The 22664-nt window shown below is 69.9% G+C and carries 21 protein-coding genes and 1 rRNA gene; 4 read left to right on the forward strand and 18 right to left on the reverse strand.

What is annotated here, in order from left to right; translation table 11 throughout:
• Positions 1–6: 6 nt before the first annotated feature.
• The 4 genes from FHR82_RS43990 to FHR82_RS44005 are packed head-to-tail and all read right to left on the reverse strand — an operon-like array spanning position 7 to position 4200.
• On the reverse strand, positions 7–771 hold the full coding sequence (locus FHR82_RS43990; RefSeq protein WP_184816664.1) for a 3-oxoacyl-ACP reductase: 765 nt from the start codon (positions 769–771) through the stop codon (positions 7–9).
• Positions 772–2139, reverse strand: coding sequence for an aldehyde dehydrogenase family protein (locus tag FHR82_RS43995; protein WP_184816665.1), 1368 nt, complete (start codon positions 2137–2139; stop codon positions 772–774). It lies immediately after the preceding gene.
• Positions 2136–2855, reverse strand: a complete 720-nt coding sequence (locus FHR82_RS44000; RefSeq protein ID WP_184816666.1) for a gamma-glutamyl-gamma-aminobutyrate hydrolase family protein — start codon at positions 2853–2855, stop codon at positions 2136–2138. The genes FHR82_RS43995 and FHR82_RS44000 overlap by 4 nt, the downstream gene beginning before the upstream one ends.
• The gene (locus FHR82_RS44005; RefSeq protein ID WP_184816667.1) at positions 2836–4200 is read right to left on the reverse strand and encodes a glutamine synthetase family protein; all 1365 of its coding nucleotides are present in this window, start codon (positions 4198–4200) and stop codon (positions 2836–2838) included. Before FHR82_RS44005 ends, FHR82_RS44000 begins: the two co-directional genes overlap by 20 nt.
• A 127-nt stretch (positions 4201–4327) precedes the next feature.
• Here FHR82_RS44005 and eat point away from each other — a divergent pair, with 127 nt between their 5' ends.
• Positions 4328–5770 carry an ethanolamine permease gene (gene eat, locus FHR82_RS44010; RefSeq protein WP_184816668.1) on the forward strand — a complete coding sequence of 481 codons (1443 nt, stop codon included), beginning with the start codon at positions 4328–4330 and terminating at the stop codon, positions 5768–5770.
• Between the two features lie 212 nt (positions 5771–5982).
• Here the strand turns inward: eat and FHR82_RS44015 are convergent, their stop codons facing one another.
• Positions 5983–6363, reverse strand: a complete 381-nt coding sequence (locus tag FHR82_RS44015; RefSeq protein ID WP_184816669.1) for a hypothetical protein — start codon at positions 6361–6363, stop codon at positions 5983–5985.
• A 90-nt stretch (positions 6364–6453) separates the two neighbouring features.
• Entirely contained in the window at positions 6454–7311 is an 858-nt protein-coding gene (locus FHR82_RS44020) for a helix-turn-helix domain-containing protein (RefSeq protein WP_184816670.1), read from the reverse strand.
• A gap of 373 nt (positions 7312–7684) precedes the next feature.
• Here FHR82_RS44020 and FHR82_RS44025 point away from each other — a divergent pair, with 373 nt between their 5' ends.
• Together FHR82_RS44025 and FHR82_RS44030 are read left to right on the forward strand one after the other, a co-directional pair.
• Positions 7685–7873 carry a DUF397 domain-containing protein gene (locus FHR82_RS44025; RefSeq protein ID WP_225944134.1) on the forward strand — a complete coding sequence of 63 codons (189 nt, stop codon included), beginning with the start codon at positions 7685–7687 and terminating at the stop codon, positions 7871–7873.
• 61 nt (positions 7874–7934) lie between these two features.
• A complete protein-coding gene (locus FHR82_RS44030; protein ID WP_184816672.1) occupies positions 7935–8339 on the forward strand; it encodes a nuclear transport factor 2 family protein in 405 nt (134 codons plus the stop codon).
• Positions 8340–8369: 30 nt separating this feature from the next.
• Here the strand turns inward: FHR82_RS44030 and FHR82_RS44035 are convergent, their stop codons facing one another.
• The 5 genes from FHR82_RS44035 to FHR82_RS44055 all read right to left on the reverse strand — a co-directional run bounded on the left by FHR82_RS44035 (position 8370) and on the right by FHR82_RS44055 (position 13807).
• Positions 8370–8996 carry an NUDIX domain-containing protein gene (locus FHR82_RS44035; RefSeq protein WP_184816673.1) on the reverse strand — a complete coding sequence of 209 codons (627 nt, stop codon included), beginning with the start codon at positions 8994–8996 and terminating at the stop codon, positions 8370–8372.
• Entirely contained in the window at positions 8993–10696 is a 1704-nt protein-coding gene (gene pyrG / locus FHR82_RS44040; protein ID WP_184816674.1) for a CTP synthase, read from the reverse strand. The genes FHR82_RS44035 and pyrG overlap by 4 nt, the downstream gene beginning before the upstream one ends.
• Positions 10697–10988: 292 nt before the next feature.
• Complete coding sequence (locus FHR82_RS44045; protein WP_184816675.1) at positions 10989–11930, reverse strand: copper transporter; 942 nt, start codon at positions 11928–11930, stop codon at positions 10989–10991.
• On the reverse strand, positions 11927–13111 hold the full coding sequence (gene steA, locus FHR82_RS44050; RefSeq protein WP_184816676.1) for a putative cytokinetic ring protein SteA: 1185 nt from the start codon (positions 13109–13111) through the stop codon (positions 11927–11929). The genes FHR82_RS44045 and steA overlap by 4 nt, the downstream gene beginning before the upstream one ends.
• Positions 13112–13201: 90 nt before the next feature.
• Positions 13202–13807 carry a TetR/AcrR family transcriptional regulator gene (locus FHR82_RS44055; RefSeq protein WP_184816677.1) on the reverse strand — a complete coding sequence of 202 codons (606 nt, stop codon included), beginning with the start codon at positions 13805–13807 and terminating at the stop codon, positions 13202–13204.
• Positions 13808–13870: 63 nt separating this feature from the next.
• On the opposite strand from FHR82_RS44055, the gene FHR82_RS44060 reads away from it, so the two are divergent.
• The gene (locus FHR82_RS44060; protein WP_184816678.1) at positions 13871–14290 is read left to right on the forward strand and encodes a hypothetical protein; all 420 of its coding nucleotides are present in this window, start codon (positions 13871–13873) and stop codon (positions 14288–14290) included.
• A 156-nt stretch (positions 14291–14446) separates the two neighbouring features.
• On the opposite strand, the gene recN is transcribed toward FHR82_RS44060, so the two are convergent.
• The 7 genes from recN to rrf form a co-directional block, all read right to left on the reverse strand.
• Positions 14447–16246, reverse strand: coding sequence for a DNA repair protein RecN (gene recN, locus FHR82_RS44065; protein ID WP_311771585.1), 1800 nt, complete (start codon positions 16244–16246; stop codon positions 14447–14449).
• A gap of 137 nt (positions 16247–16383) precedes the next feature.
• Positions 16384–17277, reverse strand: a complete 894-nt coding sequence (locus FHR82_RS44070) for an NAD kinase (protein WP_184816679.1) — start codon at positions 17275–17277, stop codon at positions 16384–16386.
• Entirely contained in the window at positions 17274–18080 is an 807-nt protein-coding gene (locus FHR82_RS44075; protein WP_184816680.1) for a TlyA family RNA methyltransferase, read from the reverse strand. The genes FHR82_RS44070 and FHR82_RS44075 overlap by 4 nt, the downstream gene beginning before the upstream one ends.
• A gap of 2 nt (positions 18081–18082) precedes the next feature.
• Positions 18083–18268, reverse strand: a complete 186-nt coding sequence (locus FHR82_RS44080; protein WP_184816691.1) for a hypothetical protein — start codon at positions 18266–18268, stop codon at positions 18083–18085.
• A gap of 4 nt (positions 18269–18272) precedes the next feature.
• Positions 18273–19142 carry an HAD-IIA family hydrolase gene (locus FHR82_RS44085; protein ID WP_184816681.1) on the reverse strand — a complete coding sequence of 290 codons (870 nt, stop codon included), beginning with the start codon at positions 19140–19142 and terminating at the stop codon, positions 18273–18275.
• On the reverse strand, positions 19139–22471 hold the full coding sequence (locus FHR82_RS47085; protein WP_225943763.1) for a hypothetical protein: 3333 nt from the start codon (positions 22469–22471) through the stop codon (positions 19139–19141). The genes FHR82_RS44085 and FHR82_RS47085 overlap by 4 nt, the downstream gene beginning before the upstream one ends.
• Before the next feature lie 99 nt (positions 22472–22570).
• Positions 22571–22664: ribosomal RNA gene (rrf, locus tag FHR82_RS44095) — 5S ribosomal RNA — on the reverse strand; the annotation flags it as partial.

A 22664-nucleotide genomic window follows, 5' to 3' on the forward strand; every position in this document is an offset into this window, starting at 1 on the left:
GGTCACCTACAGCGGTGTGACGTACGCGCCCGAGATCCCGCCGTCCACGAGAAAGGTCGACGCGGTCATGTAGGACGAGTCGTCACTGGCGAGGAACGCCGCGGCGGCGGCGATCTCCGAGGCCTCCGCGAACCGGCCCATCGGCACGTGCACTAGACGCCGCTGCGCCCGCTCGGCGTCGGCCGCGAACAGCTCCTGCAGCAGCGGCGTGTTCACCGGCCCGGGGCACAGCGCGTTGACGCGGATGCCCTCGCGCGCGAACTGCACACCGAGCTCGCGGGTCATCGACAGCACGCCGCCCTTGGACGCCGAGTAGGAGATCTGCGAGGTCGCCGCGCCCATCACCGCGACGAACGACGCCGTGTTGATGATCGAACCCCTGCCCTGCGCGCGCATGTGCGGCAGGACGTACTTGCAGCACAGGTACACCGACGTGAGGTTGACCTTCTGCACCTTCTCCCACGCCTCGATGCCGGTCTCGAGGATCGAGTCGTCCTCCGGCGGGGAGATGCCCGCGTTGTTGAACGCGATGTCCACGCGGCCGTGGTCGGCGATCACCTGCGCGACCATCGCCTTGACCGCGGCCTCGTCGGTGACGTCGCAGGTGATCGCGGAGCCGCCGGTGTCCTTGGCGAGCGCCTCGATGGCATCGGTGTTCAGGTCGACGCCGACCACGACGGCGCCCTCGTCGGCGAACCGCTTGGCGGAGGCGAGCCCGATACCGCTGGCCGCCCCGGTGATCACGGCGACCCGGTCCTGCAAACGGTTCATCTACTCCCCCTCTGTCGCAAGGAAAACGTTCTTGGTCTCGGTGAAGGCCGCCAGGGCGTCCGGCCCCAGCTCCCGCCCGAGTCCCGACTGTTTGACGCCGCCGAACGGCGTCCAGTACCGCACCGACGAGTGCGAGTTGACCGACAGGTTCCCTGCCTCCACCCCACGCGCGACCCGCATGGCGCGGCCGAGGTTCTCGGTCCAGATCGACCCGGACAGGCCGTACTCGGTGTCGTTGGCCATCCGGATCGCGTCGGCCTCCTCGTCGAAGGTCTGCACGGTGACGACCGGGCCGAACACCTCCTCGACGACCGTCCGGTCGGCGACCGTACGCGGCGTGACCACGGTCGGCGGGAACCAGAAACCGGGCCCGTCCGGTGCGCTCCCCCGGAACGCGACGGCGGTCGTCTCGTCCACATAGGACTGCACGGTGGCGCGGTGCGCGGCCGAGATCAGCGGGCCCATCTCGGTTCCCTCGGCGCCGGGGTCGCCGACCACGACACCCCGGACCGCGGGCTCGAGCAGTTCCATGAACCGGTCGTACGCGCTGCGCTGCACCAGGATCCGCGACCGGGCGCAGCAGTCCTGGCCCGCGTTGTCGAACACCCCGTACGGCGCGGTCGCGGCCGCCTTCTCCAGATCGGCGTCGGCGAACACGATGTTGGCGTTCTTGCCGCCCAGCTCGAGCGTCACGCGCTTGACCTGCGCGGCGCAGCCCGCCATGACCTGCTTGCCGACCTCGGTGGACCCGGTGAAGACCACCTTGCGCACCAACGGGTTGTCGACGAACCGCTGCCCGACGACCGACCCCTTCCCCGGCAGGACCTGGAACACGTCCTCGGGGATCCCGGCCTCCCGCGCGAGCTCACCCAGCCGCACCGCGGTGAGCGGGGTCAGCTCGGCGGGTTTGAGCACGACGGTGTTGCCCGCGGCGAGCGCGGGCGCGAAGCCCCAGCCCGCGATCGGCATCGGGAAGTTCCACGGCACGATCACGCCGACCACGCCGAGCGGTTCCGCGAACGTGATGTTCACCCCGCCCGGCACCGGGATCTGCCTGCCGAACAGGCGTTCCGGCGCTGCCGAGTAGTACTGCAGCACGTCGCGGACGTTGCCTGCCTCCCAGCGGGCGTTGCCGATGGTGTGGCCGGAGTTCTCGACCTCCAGTCGCGCCAGGTGTTCCCGGTCGGCGTCGACGGCCTCGGCGAACCGGCGCAGCAGCCGCGCCCGGTCGCCGGGTGCGACCGCGCGCCACGACGCCAGCGCGCGGTGCGCGCGCCCGATCGCGGCGTCGGTGTCGTCGGCGGAGGTCAGCTCGACACGGGTGACCACCGCCTCGGTGGCCGGGTTGATCACTTCGGTGCTGCTCATCGGGTCCCCCTGGTGGCGTTCACCAACGCCTCGAACAACCTGCTGTCGGCCCCGTTCTCCTCCGGGTGCCACTGCACGCCGAGCACGAACTCCGGCTCGGCCAGCTCGACCGCCTCGACGACACCGTCACCGGCCCACGCCACCGAGACCAGCCCGGCGCCGAGCGTGTCGATCGACTGGTGGTGGTGACAGTGGACGTCCACATCGGACCCCATGATCGCCGACAACCGGCTGTCCGGCAGCACCTTCACCCCCACCTGCCCGAAAACTCCCGGAGCAGGCAGGTGGTCGGTGTTGCCGACGTTGTCGGGCAGGTGCTGGTGCAGCGTCCCGCCGAGGACGACGTTCAGCAGCTGCATCCCCCGGCACACGGCGAGGAGCGGCACACCGTTCGCGAGTGCCGCCTCGATCAGCACGTGCTCGGTGTGGTCGCGGTCCGGCCGGGGCGGCCCGGTCTCGGGTGCGCGGTCGGCGCCGTAGTGCACCGGGTCGACGTCGGCACCGCCCGCGACGATCAGTCCGTCCACACGCGACAGCAGGTCGGCGGTGACCTCGCCGACGGGCGGCAGCAGCACCGGCACCCCGCCACCGTTCACGACGCCGTCGAGGTAGCCGCGTGCGAGCACGGCCGCCGGTGTGTCCCACAGCCCGAACTTCGACTGCTCCAGGTACGTCGTGACGCCGATGACCGGCGGGCTAGAGACGTTCGAACCCACGGACCCGCTCCCAGTCGGTCACAGCGGCGTTGTACGCGGCCTGTTCGACGCGCGCGTTGTTGAGGTAGTGCTCGACCACCTCGTCGCCGAACGCGGTGCGCGCGAGCTTGCTCTCCGCGAGCAGCTCGGCCGCGTCCCGCATGGTGGCGGGCACCTGCGGCTTGTCGACGCCGTACGCGTTGCCGGTGAGGCCCGGTTCGAGCGGCAACTCGTTCTCGATGCCGTGCAGTCCGGCGGCGATCAGCGCCGCCACCGCGAGGTAGGGGTTCACGTCCCCGCCGGGCACCCGGTTCTCGACGCGTAACGACTCGCCGTGACCGACCACGCGCAGCGCGCACGTCCGGTTGTCCACTCCCCACGCGACGGTCGTCGGCGCGAAGCTGCCCGGCGCGAAACGCTTGTAGGAGTTGATGTTCGGCGCGAAGAAGTACGTCAGCTCACGCAGCGCCGCCTGCTGCCCGGCGAGGAAGTGGGTCATCAGCTCCGAGAAGCCGTGCTCGCCGTCGCCTGCGAGGACGGCCGAGCCGTCGGTACCACGCAGGCTGATGTGGATGTGGCAGGAGTTGCCCTCGCGCTCGTTGTACTTGGCCATGAACGTGAGGCTCTTGCCGTGCCGCGCCGCGATCTCCTTGGCACCGGTCTTGTAGATGCTGTGGTTGTCGCACGTGGTCAGCGCGGTGTCGTAGCGGAACGCGATCTCGTGCTGGCCGGGGTTGCACTCACCTTTGGCGGACTCGACGTACATGCCCGCGCCGGTCATGCCGTTGCGGATGTCGCGCAGCAGCGGCTCGAGCCTGCCGGTGCCGAGCATCGAGTAATCGACGTTGTACTGGTTGCCGGGCGTCAGGTTGCGGTAGCCGGAGTTCCAGGCCTGCTCGTAGGTGTCGTCGAAGACGATGAACTCCAGCTCGGTGCCGACGTACGCGGCGAGGTCGCGCTCGGCGAGCCGGTCGAGCTGGCGGCGCAGCACCTGGCGCGGCGAGGCGGCGACCGGCCCGCCCTCGACCCACTCGACGTCCGCGAGCACCAGCGCGGTGCCCTCGAGCCACGGCACGAGCCGCAGCGTCTCGAGGTCGGGGCGCATGACGAAGTCGCCGTACCCGCGCTCCCAGGAGGACATGGCGTAGCCGTCGACGGTGTTCATCTCGACGTCGACGGCCAGCAGGTAGTTGCACGCCTCGGTGGCGTGCGGGACGACCTCGTTCAGGAAGTACTCGGCGGCACAGCGTTTGCCCTGGAGACGGCCCTGCATGTCGGTGATCGCGACGAGGACGGTGTCGACGGTCCCACCCGCGACAAGCTCTCGAAGGCGGTCGAGCGTGAGCATCCCGTCCCGGTGCCCCATGAGCCCTCCAAAGGATCAGTTGCGACCCATTGTCCAGTGAAGTCTTGACACAGCACTGTAACGCGCATCACGCTTCGGGGAAATCCAAAGGACTGATGCTGGCCCATTGAACCCCGAGGGAGCATCCGTGGCGAAGTCGCAGCGCGCAGTCGAGTACCAGACCGTCTCGTCCGACTACCTCGAGCAGCGTCAGCTCCGCAGAGGCGCGGCGGGGTGGGTGCTCCTCGCCGGGCTCGGCGTGGCGTACGTGATCTCCGGTGACTTCGCCGGCTGGAACTTCGGGCTCGCCGAGGGCGGCTGGGGCGGGTTGCTGATCGCGACCGCGCTGATGGCCGTGATGTACACGTGCATGGTGTTCGGCCTGGCCGAGATGGCCTCGGCGATGCCGGTCGCGGGCGCGGGCTACGGTTTTGCACGGCGCGCGCTCGGCCCGACCGGCGGGTTCGCCACCGGCACGGCGATCCTCATCGAGTACGCCATCGCACCGGCCGCCATCGCGGTGTTCATCGGCGGGTACGTCGAGTCGCTCGGCCTGTTCGGGCTGACGACCGGCTGGCCGGTGTTCCTGGTCTGCTACCTGATCTTCATCGGCGTGCACATCTGGGGTGTCGGCGAGGCGCTGCGGGTGATGTTCGTGATCACCGCGGTCGCCGTCATCGCGCTGGTGGTGTTCGTGGTCGGCATGATCGGCAAGTTCGACGCCGACAAGCTGTTCGACATCCCGATGACCGACGCGGCCGGGGCCAGCACGTTCCTGCCGTTCGGCATCGCGGGTGTGCTGGCGGCGTTCGTGTACGGCATCTGGTTCTTCCTGGCCGTCGAGGGCGTGCCGCTCGCGGCAGAGGAGGCGAGCGACCCCCGCCGCGACCTGCCGCGCGGCATCATCGCGGCGATGGCGGCGCTGCTGGTGTTCGCGGCGCTGATGCTGCTGGTCGCGCCGGGTGCGGCGGGCTCGAACACGATCGCGGGCTCGGACAACCCGCTGCCGGACGCGATCCGCGCCGCCTACGGTGGCGACAACTTCCTGGCGCAGTTCGTGAACTACGTCGGCCTCGCCGGGCTGGTGGCGAGCTTCTTCTCGATCATCTACGCGTACTCGCGGCAGCTGTTCGCCCTGTCGCGCGCCGGGTACCTGCCGAGGTGGCTGTCGAAGACGGGCCGCCGCAAGACGCCGGTGCTGGCGCTGATCGTCCCGGGCACGATCGGCTTCCTGCTGGCGTCGTTCACCATGGACGGCGCGAAACTGATCAACATCGCGGTGTTCGGCGCGACCGTGTCGTACGTGCTGCTCAACGTGTCGCACATCGTGCTCCGCTTCCGCGAGCCGGACATGGAGCGCCCGTACCGCACCCCGGGCGGCGTGGTGACCACGGGCATCGCGGCGGTCCTCGCCGTGGCCGCGGTGGTGGCGACGTTCTTCGTCGACGAGGTCGCGGCCGCCATCACGGCCGGGATCCTGCTGGTGGCGCTGGCGTACTTCTTCTTCTACAGCCGCCACCACCTGGTGGCGAACGCCCCGGAGGAGGAGTTCGCGGCCATCAAGGCGGCGGAGTCCGAGCTCGCGGACTGAATCTTTATCGCCGGATCGTGTAACGAATTCCATTCACCGACGACTGGGTTAGCGTCACCTGTGTAGGGTCGGCGACTCACCGCAGTCGAGGTCGGGATACAGCAAAGATGGATTTGTTCCGCGCGATCAGGACGACCGGCACGCTGTTGTACTGCCTGACCGTAGGGGTGGCTACCGTCGGTCTCGGTACGTTCCTGTCCCGGCAGCTCGGCTCAACCGGCGCTCTCACTCACGTCGTTCCCGTCCTCGCCGGGGGCGCCGCCGCTTTCGGCGCCGGGCTTGCCGCCGATCGCCTCCTGCCCTGGCTCCGCTCCGGCCGATAGCGCCGCACGCTTCTTCATGCCCCGTCTCACCCAGATACCCAGGGAGCAGAGCAGGGTCGTACCGCCAACCCACGGCAATTTGTCAGCCAGGTTCACCTTGAAGACGATCCAGCCGATCCCGGCCGCCAGGGCAAGCAACAGCACGAGCGGAACCAGGATTATCGCGGCGACCAGAGACTTCTGCAGGCCGCTGGCATCCTCAGCCGTCCCCTTCTGGAAGGCCTCGATGCACTGCGCAAGCACGCCGTTTCTCGGCGTCTCCTCACTCATTCCCCTGCTCCTGCTCACCTAACTCGAGTGCTCTACGAGGGCCCACCACCCTCCTGCGTTGTGCCCGATCATGTGCTTGCCCCGCGCCGATCACCGATTCCCGTGCTTGGCGCGATATCTCTCCAGCACGGCTCTCGCTGCCTCTCCGGTCTCCGACACCTTCTGGAGCTCCTCGTAGCGGGTCCAGTAGCCGCGCACCAACTCGTTGTCGCGGTTGGTGAGGTAGTCCTCGCGCCCTTCCACGTACAGCACCGTGTCGGCATCGGCATCGACGTCGAGGTCCAGGAGGGTGAACGAGCCCTCCAGCCCACGGTGCGCTCCGACCGCGAACGGTAATACGGCGACCGACACCGTGGGCCGGTTCATCATGTCGAGCAGGTGATCGAGCTGGGCGGCCATCGCAGCGGCGCCCCCCACCGCCTGCGCCAGGACCGGCTCAGCCAAAATTACGTTCAGCTCGGGCGGTTCCTCGTCGAAGAAGTGCCGTTGGCGCACCATCCGTGCGAGAACGGCCTGCTCGACCAGGTTTGCGGGCTTGAACACCGACAGCAGGGCCCGTGCGTACTCCTCGGTCTGCAACAGCCCCGGCATGGACTCCAACTGGAACTGGTGGACCACCGTCGCGGAGCTCTCGTAGGCGAGGAGCTTGCGCAATGACTCATCTACCGCCTGCCCGAACTCGGCGTACCACGGTTCCCGCCGACTGTCCTTCGCCGTCGCGATCAGGGTGCTGGCCTCGTACTCGGCCACGCCGTACTCGAGCATCAACGCCTTGAGATCCGACGTCGAGATCCCCACCGTTGAGTTCTCGATCCTGATCACCTTCGAGACGGACCAGTCCATGCTGTCGGCGACCTCTTGCTGGGTTCGTCCAAGGCCGTCACGCAACGCCCGCAAGCGTCGACTGAGCAGCCTTTTCGAGAACCGTGGGTCGCGCTGACGGGGCATGCTGACGCGTCTCCTTTCGAACTGATGACCGTGGTGACGTTCATCCTATCCAGTGACAGCCACCTAGCTGATGGCCAGGTGGCTGCTTGCCCGCTGGCGGTGATCCACCAGGCGTTCGTCAAGGTAGCACGACCAGTCCGGCGTAGACGCCTCGCGACATGGCAACAGCCAGATCACACAACCCCCCGTTAGTTGGTACTTCATCGGGTGATGAGCCAACACTTTGAGTAACCGAGATTTTGCCAACCGCCCATCCGCACCGAACACATGACCCAAGCAGCGGATTCTGACGGGCAGAAACTCCGCGATAATTGCCGATCATAAATTCATATCCTGGGCTGCATCCTGGGGAGGACTACATATGACCGCACAGATGAGCTGGCGAAAGAGCAGCTTCAGCGGCAATCTCAGCTGCGTGGAGGTCGCCTGCTTGGCAGACGGTCGATTGATCCGGGATTCCAAGGACCCCGGCGAAACACTGCGGTTCCCGTGGCGAAGCGCGAGACGACTGTTCTCGTTCGTGGGACAAAGGGAAGTTCCGACCAGCACAATCCAGAAATAATCCTGATTCAGTCACCGAGGAGCCTTGACGTGGAGTGCACTCCAGGCGGTTGGATCAGATGATGGACGCGACCGATAACAAGGAGTTGCTGCGGCAGGCGTTCACCGAGGTCGCAAAGGGCGACTCGGGACCGTTCATCGACCTGCTGGCCGACGACGTGCGGTGGACGATCATCGGGAGTACCGCCTGGTCAGGGACCTATGAGGGCAAGAAGGCGGTCCTCGACGACCTCCTTCGGCCAGTGACAGAGCAGCTGCGTGGGCGCGCCATCATCGCCGCGCACCGATTCATCGCCGAGGACGACCTCGTGGTCGTCGAGGGGCGTGGGCGCAACTCCACCACGTCCGGGGTGCGGTACCACAACGAGTACTGCTGGGTGTTCCGCCTCGACGGCGGCCGGATCCGTGAGCTGACCGAGTACGCCGACACCCAGCTGATCGCGAGCGCGCTGCGGGCACCGGACTGAGGTGGCCCACGAGGTCGTGGGCCACCTCCACTAGGCCGTGCGTGTCGAGAAGCGCGTGGGCAGGTCCTCCCAGGGCGCGTCCGGTGCGCGGGTCGACGCGCCGCTCAGCCGGACCATCTGTGCGGCGAGGAGGCCGGCGACCGCGGCACTGTTGACGATCTCCCCCGCGAGGGCCCAGCCGACGGCTTCGACGAGCGGGACCTTGCGGGCGACCAGGTCCGCTTCCTCGTCACCGAGGAGTTCGCGGTCCACCACGGACAGGCCGGTGGCGAGGAAGACGCGTACGACCTCGTCGGTGAACCCGGGTGAGGCGGCGACGTCGACCAGTACCGACCAGTGCTCGGCGGCGAGACCGACCTCTTCGACCAGCTCGCGCTTGGCCGAGGAGAGGGGGTCCTCGCCGAGGTGGTCGATCAACCCCGCGGGCAGCTCCCAGATCCGCCTGCCCAGCGGGTGGCGGTACTGGTGGATCAGCGTCACGTTGTCGTCGTCGTCCAGTGCGACGATCGCGACCGCGCCGTGGTGTTCGACGACCTCGCGTCTGGCCTGCCCGCCGCCCGGCATGGCGACGTCGTCGACGCGCACCGCGATGATGCGTCCCGAGTAGACGTCCTCCGTGGACAGGACCGCGAACTCGTGCCGTCCCGGTTCGGTCACGAACGCGCTCCCGCGCCGGACACCTCGGGCAGCTCAACCGGCAGCCGTTCGGCGGCCTTGCGTGCCAGCGCGGCACGCACGAAGCCGGCGAACAGCGGGTGCGGGCGCGTCGGACGGCTCTTCAGCTCGGGGTGCGCCTGCGTGCCGACGAAGAACGGGTGCACGTCGGCGGGCAGCTCGACGTACTCGACGAGGTGGCCGTCCGGTGAGAGCCCGGAGAACACCAGGCCCGCCTTGGACAGCTTGTCGCGGTAGGAGTTGTTGACCTCGTAGCGGTGGCGGTGCCGCTCGGAGACGTCCTTCGCCCCGTACGTGGTCGCGACCACCGAACCGGGCGTCAGCTTCGCCGGGTACGCGCCGAGCCGCATGGTGCCGCCCATGTCCCGCTCGCCTGCGACGACGTCCTCCTGGTCGGCCATCGTGGAGATCACGGGGTGCTTGGTGGTCTCGTCGAACTCCGACGAGTTGGCGTCCGCGATCTTCGCGAGGTGCCGCGCGGTCTCGATCACCATGCACTGCAGGCCGAGGCACAGGCCCAGCACCGGGATCTTGTTGACGCGGGCGTGCTCGATCGCGCCGATCTTGCCCTCGATGCCGCGCACGCCGAAGCCGCCGGGGATCAGCACACCGTCCAAACCGGACAGCGCGGCGGCGGCGCCTGCCGGGGTCTCGCACTCGTCGGACGCGACCCACCGGATGTCGACCTTGGCGCGGTGCGCGAAACCACCGGCCCGCAACGCCTCGGTGACCGACAGGTACGCGTCGGGCAGGTCGACGTACTTGCCGACGATGGCGATGCGCACCGTCTCCTTGGGATCGTGCACGCGGGTCAGCAGGTCGCCCCACACCGTCCAGTCCACGTCCCGGAACGGCAGTCCCAGCCTGCGGACGACGTAGGCGTCGAGGCCCTCGGTGTGCAGGACCTTGGGGATGTCGTAGATCGACGGCGCGTCCGGCGCGGCGACGACCGCGTCGATGTCCACGTCGCACATCAGCGCGATCTTGCGCTTGAGCCCGCTGGGGATCTCGCGGTCCGCGCGGCACACGACCGCGTCGGGCTGGATGCCGATGTTGCGCAGCGCGGCGACGGAGTGCTGCGTCGGCTTGGTCTTGAGCTCACCGGACGGCGCGAGGTAGGGCACGAGCGATACGTGCAGGAAGAAGCAGTTGTCGCGGCCGACGTCGTGGCGGACCTGCCGCGCGGCCTCCAGGAACGGCAGCGACTCGATGTCGCCGACGGTGCCGCCGATCTCGGTGATGACCACGTCGGGCGCGTTGCCGTCCTCGCCCGGCCGCGCCATGTCGCGGATGCGCCGCTTGATCTCGTCGGTGATGTGCGGGATGACCTGCACGGTGTCCCCGAGGTACTCGCCGCGCCGCTCCTTGGCGATGACGGTCGAGTACACCTGCCCGGTGGTCACGTTCGCCGCGCCGACCAGGTCCCGGTCGAGGAACCGTTCGTAGTGCCCGACGTCGAGGTCGGTCTCCGCGCCGTCCTCGGTGATGAACACCTCGCCGTGCTGGAACGGGTTCATCGTCCCGGGGTCCACGTTGAGGTACGGATCGAGCTTCTGCATCGTGACCCACAGCCCGCGGGACGTGAGCAGCTGGCCGAGGCTCGAGGCTGTCAGGCCCTTGCCGAGCGATGAGGCGACCCCACCGGTGACGAACACATATTTGGTCGTACGTGAGTGTTGCACCAGGGATGCCCCCCGTGGCGTTGCCTTCGGTCCGAATCCGTTACTGGCGATACCGTTCGCAGCGGGGCTCCCCGCCTGACTCTCCACGGGGTTTCACCGTATCACCTGCTCCTGCGATGCGAACCCGACACACCGGTCAGGAACATTCGACAGGCCGGACTCACGCGCGGTGAGCACACTGCGACTCTCGGCGATGACCGGAAAGACGCGTTCAGGGCGTTGAGTGTCCGGAAACGTCTTTCGAGGCATCGGCCGTCGTCCCGTCCCTGTGGATGACCGCACCGGTGGGGGGTTACTCGGTGGGCGCGCCCGGAGCTGAGCGTTCCGCGTTGCCCGCGCTGCCGTAGCGGCCCGCCTGGCCCTCCAGTTGTTCGCGGAGCGCGAGCACGGTCACGACGCGGCCCGCCGGCGTCTGCGCGTTGTCCACAGTGGACAGGATGCTGGTGGCGGCGGTGTCCGCGCGCACGACGCCAACCGGGCCGGTGCCGGACGCCGAGCCCTCGATACCGGCCAGCACGGTGCCCGCGCCGGAGCGGTCGACCTGCGTGGCGAACCGCGCGACGGTCGCGGCACGGTCCCCCGCCCCGTCACCGGAGGCGGCGCCGCCGGTGAGCACGATCGCGAGCTGCGCGGGCTGAAGTCCTTGGCTCGCCTTGACGAACCCGCCCTCGGTGAGCCCCGACAGCGCGGCGGCGGTCTCGTCGGCGGACGCCTGCGGTTTGTTGTTGTCCTTGCTGATCAACAGAAGCGGGCCGAGCAGACCGCCCGCGAGCGTGCCGGGGTCGGACGCGGTCGGCAGCCGCACACCGGCGGGCAGCAGCCGCACGACGATGTCCTTGAGCTGGTCGGCGTGCCGGGGGTCGCTGAACGACTCGGTCAGCTGCAGCTCACCGGTGACGTTCCCGCCCGCGTTGGCGACCAGGGTCTTGAGCGCGTCGCGGTCGGCGGGCCGCGCGTCGGCGGTGGTGACGAGCACGACGGTGCGCTGCGCGAGCTGCCCCTGCACCGCCATCGGACCGACGGACGCGGCGAAGCTGTCGGCGTCGACGAGGCGCGCGTCCTGGGCGTTCTTGTCGTTCTGCAGGTCGTTGACCTGTGCCGCGAGGTCCTCATTCTCGTTGTTCAGCCCCGAAAGCAGCGAGCGCGACAGCGTCGTGGACCCGAGCACCACGCCGACGGCGAGCGCGAGGAAGACCGCGGCGATCGAGATGATGTGGTACCGCAACGAGATCACGAGAAGACTCCCCCAACCCAGTTCGTGAAGGTGTGCCAGGTGCTGATGAACCAGTCGAGGTAGGCGCCGCCGACCCCCGACACGGCGAGACCGACGGCGACCGCGATGAGCGCCGCGAGCACGAGCAGGACGACCGCGCCGACGGACACGCGGCTGCGGTGCAGGGTGGCGACCGCCTTGCCGTCCACGACCTTGCTGCCCAGCTTGAGGCGGGTCAGGAAGGTGGACGGGTTGGAGCCGGAGCGGCCGCGGTCGAGGAACTCGCGCAGGGTGGCCTGGAACCCGACGGTGACGACGAGGCTGGCGCCGTGGGTGTCGGCGAGCAGCAGCGCGAGGTCCTCCGAGTTGCCGGACGCGGGGAAGGTGACCGCGCCGATCCCCAGGTCCTGGACGCGTTCGAGCCCGGGCGCGTGCCCGTCCATGTGCGCGGGGACCACGACTTCGGCACCGCTGCGCAGCGTTTCGGTGGACAACCCGTCCGGGTCACCCACGATCACGTTCGGGCGATATCCGAGGTGGTGCAGTGTGTCCGCGCCGCCGTCGACGCCGATCAGCACGGGCCGGTGCTCGGTGATGTACCGCTTGAGGCGGCGGAGGTCCTCATCGTGGTCGCGCCCGGAGGCGACGATGAGCACCTGCTGGTCGCGGATGGTGGCGTTGAGCTCGGGCACGCCGACGCCGTCGAGGATGAGGGTCCGCTCGCGCCGGAGGAACTCGATCGTGTTGGCGGAGAACGCTTCCAGCTGAGCGGACATGCCGGCCTTGGCGTCGATCATGAGGTCGGCGATGGTCTCGACGGACTGCTCGGGGCCGCGCCCGACCTCCTTGTCGCCGACGTACACGCCGCCTTCGTAGAGCCGGACCTTGCTGCCTTCCCTGACGGCGCGGAGGATCTCTGTCCCGACGCCGTCGATGAGCACGATCCCGGCGCCGACGACGATCTCCGGTCCCAGGTTGGGGAAGCGCCCGGAGATCGACGGCGAGGCGTTGACGACCCCGGCGACCTCGGCGTCGACCAGCGCTTCCGCGGTCGCGCGGTCGAGGTCGACCTGGTCGAGGACGACGATGTCGCCGTGCCCGATCCGGCGCAGGAGGTCGCCAGTCCGCCGGTCGACCCGCGCGATGCCGGCAACCCCAGGTCGAGCCTGATTCGATCGCGCAAGGAGACCGGTGAGCTTCATGAGACTGATGGTGACAAATGGACTGGTGATATTCGGTTCGCCACGCCGGGAAATTCACCCACCTGGGGCAGCGCGGTCCGATTGGAATGATCAATGAGGACTGTGCACGATGGACTGACGCCAGCCGTCGACCATCGCCCGCAACGCGACTTCGTAGCCCGAGGCGACGTCCAGCCCGGGCGGCATCGACCCGGCGAGTTCCAGTGAGACGAGCCCGTGGGCGACACCCCAGCAGGACAAGGCAACCAGCTCGGGACCCACTTTTCGTAACACGCCCTCGTCCTGTCCCCGCCGCACGGCATCGACGAGCGGAGCGATGGTCGCCGTCGCCTCGGCCCGCGCACGGTCGTCGAACTCGGGGCCGCGCCGGTCGAACATGATCGCGTAGAGGTGCGGTTCACGCAGGGCGTAGTCCCGGTAGGCGATGCCGAGCCGCACGACGTCGTCGACGGGGTCGTCGGTGGCCGCGACCTCGGAGAGCCGCGCCCCGAACCGCCGGGCGGCCTCGAGGTAGAGGCTTTCGAGCAGCCCGGCCTTGTTCCCGAAGAGCGAGTAGACGGCGGACGTGGACGTGCCCGCGTCGGCGGCGAGCCGCCGGAGGTTCAGCGCGTCGACGCCACCCTCGAACACGAGGGCGGCGGCCTGGCCGATGAGACGCCCCCGGAGGGCGTCGTCGTGGATCTTCGGTCTCCCCATGGCTTGACAAGTGTATCGTAACGTTGTTTCGTAACGACGTTACCAAACTAGTGGGGAGTGGCGATGCACACGTTCGTGCTGAGCCCGGAGTCGAGATACATCGCGGGTGCCGTACTGCTGACCATCGTCGGCATCGAGTTCGGCGGCTGGTTCATGACCCGCGTCGTGGGCGGCAAGGTGCCGATGACGGAGTTCCAGAAGACCTTCGCCAGGGCAGGACACGCACACGCCGGGGTGCTGGTGACGCTGGCCCTGGTGACCCTGGTCCTGGCGGACGCGACGGCACTGGATGGCGCACTGGGCTGGCTGGCGAGGGTCGGCACCCCGGCGGCGGCAGCACTGATCTCGGCGGGCTTCTTCTTCTCGTCGATGGGCCGGGGCGAGGTGACCCGGCCGAACAGGTTCATCTGGCTGGTGTGGCTGGGCGCCCTGTCACTGGCAACGGGCGTGGTGACGCTGGGCCTGGGTCTGCTGACCGCCTGAGGCCCGAACGCGCCCCCGGGCCGCTCGGGAGGAGCAGTGTGAAGGCAGGCCGGGAACACCGCCCGACCACGCAAGCGTCATGCAGCCAGGCGACTCAGCCCAGCTTGCCCACCCGCGCTCCTCACCCACCCCCGGCGCCGGCCGGGAAGCGAACAGCTACCGCTTCTTACGTCCCTTCCCCCGGGTCGACTTCTTGTCCGCGTCGGCGACCGCCAGCAGTTCCTCGGCGTGCGCACGTCCGGTCTCGGTGGAGTCCATGCCGGCCAGCATCCTGGCCAGCTCCCGCACCCGGTCCTGCTCGTCCACCCGGCGCACGTCACTCCGGGTGACCCCGCCCGCGGCCTGCTTGTCCACCACCAGATGACGGTCAGCGAACGCGGCCACCTGCGGCAGGTGCGTCACCACGATCACCTGGTGGCTCGCCGCCAACCTGGCCAGCCTGCGGCCGATCTCCACGGCGGCACGACCGCCGACGCCGGCGTCGACCTCGTCGAAGACCAGGGTCGGGACCGGGTCGGAGTGGGCCAGGACCACCTCGATCGCCAGCATCACGCGGGACAGTTCGCCGCCGGAGGCCGCCTTGTGCACGGGCAGCGGCACGGCGCCGTCGTGGGCGCGGAGGCGGATCTCCACCTCGTCCACGCCTTCCGGGCCCGCGTGTGCCAGCGCCTCGCGTTCCTTGCCGCCCGCCACGCGCAGTGCGTGCGGGTCGTTCGGCTCGGCCCAGCGGGTGCTGACGATGACCTCGATCGCCGCCTGGCCCATCGCCAGGCCGCCGAGCTCCACGGTCACCGCCTGCGCGAGCTTGTCGGCGGCCTCCACGCGCAGGACGGTCACGCGCTGCGCGCAGTCGGCCAGCGTCGCCGCCAGGTCGTCGCGTCGCCTGGCCAGGTCCGCCAGTGCTTCCTCGGACGTGTCCAGGCCCGCGAGCTGCTTCGCCGCGTTCTCGGCCCACTCCAGCACACCGTTGACGTCCGCCGCGTACTTGCGGGTCAGCTGCTTCAGCTCCGACTGCCGCGCCAGCACCTGCTCCAGCACCTGCGGGTCCGCGTCCAGCGAATCCAGGTAGCTGCTCAGCTCGGTGCCGACGTCGACCAGCAGCGCCTCCGCCTCCGCCAGCCTCGGCTCCAGCTCACGCAGCCTCGGGTCCTCCGAGCCGGACAGCCTGTGCCGCGCGTCGGCGATCAGGCCCAGCGCGCCGGGCACGTCCGGGTCACCCTCGGCCGACCCCGACACCGCGTACGCCGCACCGGTCGCCGACTCGCGCAGCTGGTCGGCGTCCGCGAGGCGCTTCGCCCTCTCGAGCAGCTCGTCGTCCTCGCCGGGCTGCGGGCTCACCGCCCCGATCTCCGCGAGCCCGTGCTTGAGCATCTCGGCCTCGCGCGCCATCTCCCGCGACCGGGCACTGCGGTCGGCCAGCTCGGTGGTGACCCGCACCCATTCCTCGCGCACCTTGCGGTACTCGGACAGCGCGCCTGCCAGCTCCTCGCCTGCGAACCGGTCGAGCACGGACCGCTGCTCGGCCGGGCGCATCAGCTTCAGCTGGTCGTTCTGCCCGTGCACGGCGATCAGCTGCTCGGACAGGTCGGACAGGACACCGACCGGCACGGAACGACCGCCGAGGTGCGCTCTGGAGCGCCCGTCGGGGTTGAGGGTGCGTAACGCGATCAGTGTGCCGTCCTCGTCGGGATCGGCACCCGCGTCGCTCGCGACCTTCGCCGCGGCACTGCCCGGCGGAGCGGCGAAACGGCCCTCCACCACCGCCTTCGCCGCGCCGCTGCGGATTCTCGACACCTCGGCACGACCACCGGACAGCAGATGCAGCCCGGTGACGACCATGGTCTTGCCCGCACCCGTCTCACCGGTCACCACGGTGAGGCCCGGGTCGAGTTCGAGGGTGGCCTCGTCGATCACGCCGAGGCCCTCGATGCGCATCTCGGCCAACACAGCGCGCACTTTATCGGCTCGCACCGACAAAAGCTCGCACCACCCGCAAGTGTGTTCGATTCATGGCGATGTCCGCGCCGTTCCGCTCATGGCGATGATCGCTCCGCAAGCTCCGCTCATGGCGATGTTCGCTCCGCAAGCTCCGCTCATGGCCGTGGGCTTCGCCAACCCTGAACGGGCAGCTCGAACTTCTCCACGAGCCGGTCGGTGAACGGGCCCTGCCGCAGCTTCACGAGCCGCGCCGGGATCTCCCCGCCGACCACCTCCACCCGCGCGCCCGGAGGCAATACAAACGTACGGCGACCGTCGCAGCACAGGACCGCGGGATGCCCGGACGGGTCCACCTCGACCGCGATCCGCGAGTCCGGCGACACCACGAGCGGCCGCGCGAACATGGCGTGCGCGTTGCTCGGCACCACCAGCAGGGCCTGCACGTCCGGCCACACCACGGGTCCGCCGGCGGAGAACGCGTACGCGGTCGAACCGGTCGGCGTCGCGCACAGCACACCGTCGCAGCCGAACGAGGAGACGGGCCGGTTGTCGACCTCTATGCGCACGTCCAGAATCCGCTCGCGGCTGCTCTTCTCGACGCTGGCCTCGTTGAGCGCCCACGTCTTCGCGAGCCGCCGGTTCCCCAGTGACGCGGTGACGTCGACGGTCATGCGGTCGACGACCTCGTAGCGCTGCGCGATGACCTGCGACACCGCCTCGTCGAGGACATCGGAGTCGGCCTCGGCGAGGAACCCGACCCGGCCCATGTTCACGGCGAGCACCGGCACCCCGGCCGGACGTGCCAGCTCGGCGGCACGCAGCAGGGTGCCGTCGCCGCCGAGGACGAACACCAGCTCGGTGCCCTCCGCGGCCTTCGTCCCGACCGGCACGACCCGCTGGTAGCAGGACGCGTCCAGGTCCGGCGCCTCGCGTTCCAGCACGCGCAACTTGATGTCGGCGTCGGCGAACCAGCCCGCGAGCTTCTCCGCGGCGCGGCGGGTGTCCTGCCTGCCGGTGTGGACGACGAGGAGCACTTCACGTGCGGTCATTGGGGCCCCTCTCGGACAGCGGTCTCCACGAGCGCGGCCGCCGCCTGGTCGTCCAGGGGCGCGCCGCGACGCAGCCATGCGAAGTATTCGACATTCCCCGACGGCCCGGGAAGGGGGCTGGCGACCACACCGTGTAGGCGCAGTCCCAGATCCCCGGCCGCTTTCACCACGTCCAGCACCGCCTCGGCACGCAGCGCGGGGTCGCGGACGACACCGCCGCTGCCGAGACGTTCCTTGCCGACCTCGAACTGCGGTTTCACCATCGGCAGCAGGTCGGCGTCCTCGGTCGTGCACGCGAGCAGCGCGGGCAGCACGAGGCGCAGTGAGATGAACGACAGGTCGGCCACGACCAGGTCGACAGGTCCCCCGGTCTGTTCCTGGGTGAGGGCGCGGACGTTGGTCTTGTCGAGCACGACCACGCGGTCGTCGGTCTGCAGCCGCCACACGAGCAGGCCGCGCCCGACGTCGGCGGCGACGACCTCCCGCGCGCCACCGCGCAGCAGGACGTCGGTGAAACCACCGGTGGACGCGCCCGCGTCTAGACAGCGGCGGCCGTCGACCTCGACGGCGAACTTCTCCAGCGCACCAAGGAGTTTGTGCGCACCGCGGGACGCCCAGTCGGGGTCGTCGTCCAGCTCGCGGACCACGACGGCCGCGTCGGTCTCGACGCCGGTCGCCGGCTTCGCGGCGACCGTGCCGCGCACGGTCACCCGGCCGTCGGCGATGAGCTGAGAGGCGTGCTCGCGGGAGCGGGCAAGGCCACGACGCACCAGCTCGGCGTCGAGCCGTGTCCTCCTGGGCACCGTCAGTCCGTGTCGATGCTGGTCAGGGCCTCGTTGAGCGATACGTGCACGGCGTCGAACCTGGCGACGTGCTCGGTCAACGGGACGGCGTCGAGGTTCTCGGTGCCGGCGATCGCCTGGTCGATGTCGGTCGTGTCGACCGTGTCGGCCGTGTCGTTGCCGGCGGTTTGGTCGGTGTCGAACTGCACCCTGTCACGCTACTTCATGCTCGAGACCGAGGCGGGCGAGCGCGGCGCGCACGGCGGTCGGCCAGTCGTCACCCTCGATGCGGATCCCGTCCTCGGTGACGGCCGCGACGTCGTGGGCGACGAAGGTCGGCCGCATGTCCTCGGACGCGTCGAGCAGTTCCTGCGCGGTGGACACCCCGGTCAGGACCAGCAGTGAGTCCAGGCCCGCGCCCACCGCGCCCGCGATGTCGGTGTCCAGCCGGTCGCCGATGACCAGCGGGTTCCGCGCGTCGGCGGACTTCCGCGCCTCGTCCATCAGCGGGCTGGCCGGCTTGCCCGCGATCACCGGCTCACTGCCGGTGGCGGTCCGCAGGGCGGTGACCATCGAACCGTTGCCGGGCAGCGGACCGCGTTCGGTGGGCAGCGTGGGGTCGACGTTGCAGGCGACCCACAGCGCACCCGCGCGGATGGCGACGCACGCCTCCGCGAGGTCACGCCAGCCGGTGTCCTTGCTGAGGCCCTGGACGACGGCCTGGACGTCGGCGCTGTGGCTGCGGGTGGCGGTGAGGCCCCTGATCTCGACCTCGTGCACGAGCGCCGCCGAGCCGACGACCAATACGGTTGTACCGGGTTGCAGCTTGTCGGCGAGCACGGCAGCGGCGGCCTGCGCACTGGTGCTGACCTCCGCCGGCGCGGCCCGCACCCCGATGCGGGTCAGGTGACTTGCCACCTCGTCGGGTCCGCGGGACGCGTTGTTGGTGACGAAGCGGACCTTCGTGCCCGCGGCGTGTGCCGCCTCGACGGCGCGGTCGGCACCGGGGATGACCTCTTCTCCCCGGTAGACCGTGCCGTCGAGGTCGAACAGGAGCGCGTCGTAGTCGTCGAGGAGGCTCATGAGGCGCTCAGGGCGGTGGCACGTTCGGCGGCGTCGGTCTCGTCGTCGAGGTCGGCTTCGGCGGCGTTGAGGAACCAGCGGATCGCGTCGTCGGTCCGACCGGCGGCCTCGAGGTTGTCGGCGTACGCGTAGAAGAGACGCGCACTCCACGGGTCGCGGCGCTCGGCGTCGAGGTCGGGTCCCTGCAGGGCGACGACCGCGGCGTCGACCTGCCCGAGGTCCCGCCGCGCCCCGGCCGCGACGATCTTCAGCTCGACCGCGATCTCCGGCGGGAGGTCCTTGGCGTCGGCGGCCAGCTCCAGCGCACGCTCCGGCCGGCCGAGGGCACGTTCGCAGTCGACCATGACCGGGAGGTGGTTCTGCGACCCGGTCATGCGGCGGACCGCGCGGAACTCGCCGAGCGCCTCGGCCCACTCACCGGCGTGGTAGGCGGCGATCCCGGCTGCCTCCCGGACCACCGCGACGCGGGACGCACGGGTACGGGCGAAGCGGGCATGCGCGAGGGCCAGCTCGGGGTCCTCGTCGAGGAGGATGCCCGCCGCGACCAGGTGCTTGCCGACCAGCTCGGCCACCGACTTGGAAAGGCTCTTCAGTTCACGGCGGGCATCGGAGTCGAGTTGGCTGAACTCGATGTCGGCGGGGAGTTCAGGCTCACCGTCGCGGCGGCGGGGGGTTTCGGGCCGCTCGTCTTCGATTTCCGCGGGTGCGGTCTCCGCTGCGGCGGGTGCCTCGATCTGCGGGTCGGCCGGGGTCGTGGTTTCTGCTTCGGCGGGGGTTTCGGGCTCCGCGGGAGTCTCGGAGGCCGCCCTGGTCTCCCTTTCGGGGAAGGCTCCGGCGCCGGTCTCCGCTTCGGCGGGGCTTCCGGTTCCCTCGTCGGTGGGGGCCAGGAGCCCTGCGGTTTCCGCGTCGGCGGGGGTCCTGGCCTCCGCTTCAGCGGAGATTTCGCGCCCTGATTCTCCGGGGAGTTCGGCTTCGGCGAGGGCTTCGGGCCCTGCTTCCGCTGGGAGTTCCGCTTCGGCGGAGGTCCTGGCCTCGGCTGCTGCGGGAGCTTCGCGCCCTGATTCTCCGAGGCGTTCGGCTTCGGCGCGGGTGCCGGTCTTCGCTTCGGCGGAGGTTTCGGACCCTGCTTCCGCGGAGTGTTCGGCGCCGAGGTGCGTGCCGGTCTTTTCTTCAGCGGGGGCTTCGGGCCCTGCTTCCGCGGGGAGTTCGGCTTCGAGGTGGGTGCCGGTCTTCGCCTCGGTGGCGGTTTCCGGCCCTGCTTCGGCGGGGGTCCCGGTCTCCGCTGCGGCGGGGCTTTCGGGCCCTGCTTCCGCGGAGGGGTCCGCGCCGGTGGCCGTCCCGGTCTGCTCGTCGGCGGGGGTGCCGGTTTCCTCGCGCGCGGAGGTTTCGGGCCCTGCGTCTGCGAGGGGGTCCGCGTCGAGGTGGGTGCCGGTCGCCGCTTCGGTGCGGGTGGCGGTTCCTTCGGCGGTGGTCTCGTCGGACGGGATGGCCGGTGCTGCCTCGAGGTTGGCCGGGGCATCGTCGGTCAGGGCGCCGGAGTTGACCTCGCCGGTGGCGGTGACGTCCTCATAGGCCGCGTCTTCGCGGCGGCGGTAACCGGTGTTGTTGGTGTCGCCGCCGGTGGTGGACATGTAGTGGTTGCGGCGGGCGAAACCGCTGGTCGGTTCCTGCGGAGCCTCGGCAGGCCGGGGGTCCGAGGTTGAGCGGCTTCGGTCGTCGCGAGAGGGGCGGCTGGTTCGGTTGTCGCCGCCGCGGTCGTCGCGGAACGGGCGGTTGGGGCGATCGCCGCTTCGGCCGCCGCGGTCGTCCCGGAAGGTGCGGGCACCGCGGTCGTCGCGGGACTGGCGGTTGTCGCGGTCTCCACCCCGGGAGCCGCGGTCATCGCGGGCGGGCCGGGTGCCACGGTCGCCGGATTGGCGGTCGCTGCCTCGGGTACCGCGGTCATCGCGGAACGAGCGGGCACCGCGGTCATCGCGGTCTCCACCCCTGGAGCCGCGGTCGTCCCCGAAGGAACGGGCACCGCGGTCATCTCGGGACTGACGGTTGTCGCGGTCCCCACTGCGGAAGCCCTTGTCGGCCCGGTTTTCGCGGTCTCCACCACGGTCACCGCGATCGTCACGGAAGGAACGTGCGCCGCGGTCATCGCGGTTGCCGCCTTGGGAGCCGCGGTCGTCGCGGAAGGAACGGTTGCCGCGGTCGTCGCCACGGCTGCCGCGATCGTCACGGAACGGGCGGGCGCCGCGGTCATCACGGTCTCCGCCTCGGGAGCCGCGGTCGTCGCGGAAGGAACGGGCGCCCCGGTCGTCGCCACGGCTGCCACGGTCATCGCGGAAGGAACGATTGCCTCGATCGTCGCGGTTGCCGCCGCTGAACGAGCGGTTGCCCCGGTCATCACGGTTACCGCTGCTGGAGCTTCGGTTGTCGCGGAACGGGCGGTTGCCCCGGTCGTCGCGGTTGCCGCCACTGGAGCCGCGGTCGTCGCGGAACGAACGGTTGCCCCGGTCGCCACCGAACGAACGGCCGGCCCGGTCCCCGCCACTGCTGCCGCGGTCGTCGCGGAACGAACGGTTGCCCCGGTCGTCGCGGTCCCCGCCACGGCTACCGCGGTCACCACCGAAGGAGCGGCCTGCCCGATCGTCGCGATCCCCGCCACGGTTACCGCGGTCATCGCGGAAGGAACGATTGCCTCGATCGTCGCGGTTGCCGCCGCTGAACGAGCGGTTGCCCCGGTCATCACGGTTACCGCTGCTGGAGCTTCGGTTGTCGCGGAACGGGCGGGCGCCGCGATCGTCGCGGTCTCCCCCGCGGTTGCCGCGGTCGTCACGGAACGAACGAGCGCCTCGGTCGTCGCGAGTGCCGCCGCTGGAGCCGCGGTCATCGCGGAACGAACGGTTCCCCCGGTCGTCGCGGTTGCTGCCGCCGGAGCCGCGGTTGTCGCGGAACGGGCGGTTGCCACGGTCGTCGCGGTTGCCGCTGCTGGAACCGCGGTCTTCGCGGTAGGGGCGGGCGCCTCGGTCGTCGCGGTCGTTGTTGCGGGGTGGGCGGCCTGAGCGGTTGTCGCGGTAGCCGCCGTCGCGTTGAGGTTTGTTGTCGCGGTTGCCCGTGCGCGGACGGTCATCGCGAGACGAACGGTTGTCGCCTCGCTGAGGGCGGTCGTCGTCGCGGCGAGGGGTGTTGCGGTCGTGGGTGGGGCGGTAGCCGCCTCTGTCCCGGTTCTGACTGCTCTGACTGTTTCGATAGGGGCGATTGCCCTGGTCACGGCGGGTGGAGTCGCGGTCCCGGTTGCGTGCGCCACCGCTCTCTGACTCGTCGCGGTTGCGGTCCGACACTGTTCCTCCTGGCACTGCTGACATGGGGCGTCCGTACACCTATCACCTATTGAACATGCAAGAGGCCCCCCGGGATCCGGGGGGCCTCTTGTGAAGGGTGTTCGGCGGTGTCCTACTCTCCCACACCCTGGCGAGTGCAGTACCATCGGCGCTGGTGGGCTTAGCTTCCGGGTTCGGAATGGGACCGGGCGTT

The organism is Actinophytocola algeriensis, from assembly GCF_014203735.1.
Taxonomy (GTDB): Bacteria; Actinomycetota; Actinomycetes; order Mycobacteriales; family Pseudonocardiaceae; genus Actinophytocola; species Actinophytocola algeriensis.

Bases quoted from the DNA above. Each gene is read 5' to 3' on its own strand.
- steA (WP_184816676.1), bottom strand. From the start codon at position 13,111: ATGAAGCTCACCGGTCTCCTTGCGCGATCGAATCAGGCTCGACCTGGG.
- FHR82_RS44055 (WP_184816677.1), bottom strand. From the start codon at position 13,807: ATGGGGAGACCGAAGATCCACGACGACGCCCTCCGGGGGCGTCTCATC.
- FHR82_RS44020 (WP_184816670.1), bottom strand. From the start codon at position 7,311: ATGCCCCGTCAGCGCGACCCACGGTTCTCGAAAAGGCTGCTCAGTCGA.
- FHR82_RS44015 (WP_184816669.1), bottom strand. From the start codon at position 6,363: ATGAGTGAGGAGACGCCGAGAAACGGCGTGCTTGCGCAGTGCATCGAG.
- FHR82_RS44030 (WP_184816672.1), top strand. From the start codon at position 7,935: ATGGACGCGACCGATAACAAGGAGTTGCTGCGGCAGGCGTTCACCGAG.
- FHR82_RS44005 (WP_184816667.1), bottom strand. From the start codon at position 4,200: ATGGGGCACCGGGACGGGATGCTCACGCTCGACCGCCTTCGAGAGCTT.
- FHR82_RS44070 (WP_184816679.1), bottom strand. From the start codon at position 17,277: ATGACCGCACGTGAAGTGCTCCTCGTCGTCCACACCGGCAGGCAGGAC.
- FHR82_RS44025 (WP_225944134.1), top strand. From the start codon at position 7,685: ATGAGCTGGCGAAAGAGCAGCTTCAGCGGCAATCTCAGCTGCGTGGAG.
- FHR82_RS44060 (WP_184816678.1), top strand. From the start codon at position 13,871: ATGCACACGTTCGTGCTGAGCCCGGAGTCGAGATACATCGCGGGTGCC.
- FHR82_RS44085 (WP_184816681.1), bottom strand. From the start codon at position 19,142: ATGAGCCTCCTCGACGACTACGACGCGCTCCTGTTCGACCTCGACGGC.
- FHR82_RS43995 (WP_184816665.1), bottom strand. From the start codon at position 2,139: ATGAGCAGCACCGAAGTGATCAACCCGGCCACCGAGGCGGTGGTCACC.
- FHR82_RS43990 (WP_184816664.1), bottom strand. From the start codon at position 771: ATGAACCGTTTGCAGGACCGGGTCGCCGTGATCACCGGGGCGGCCAGC.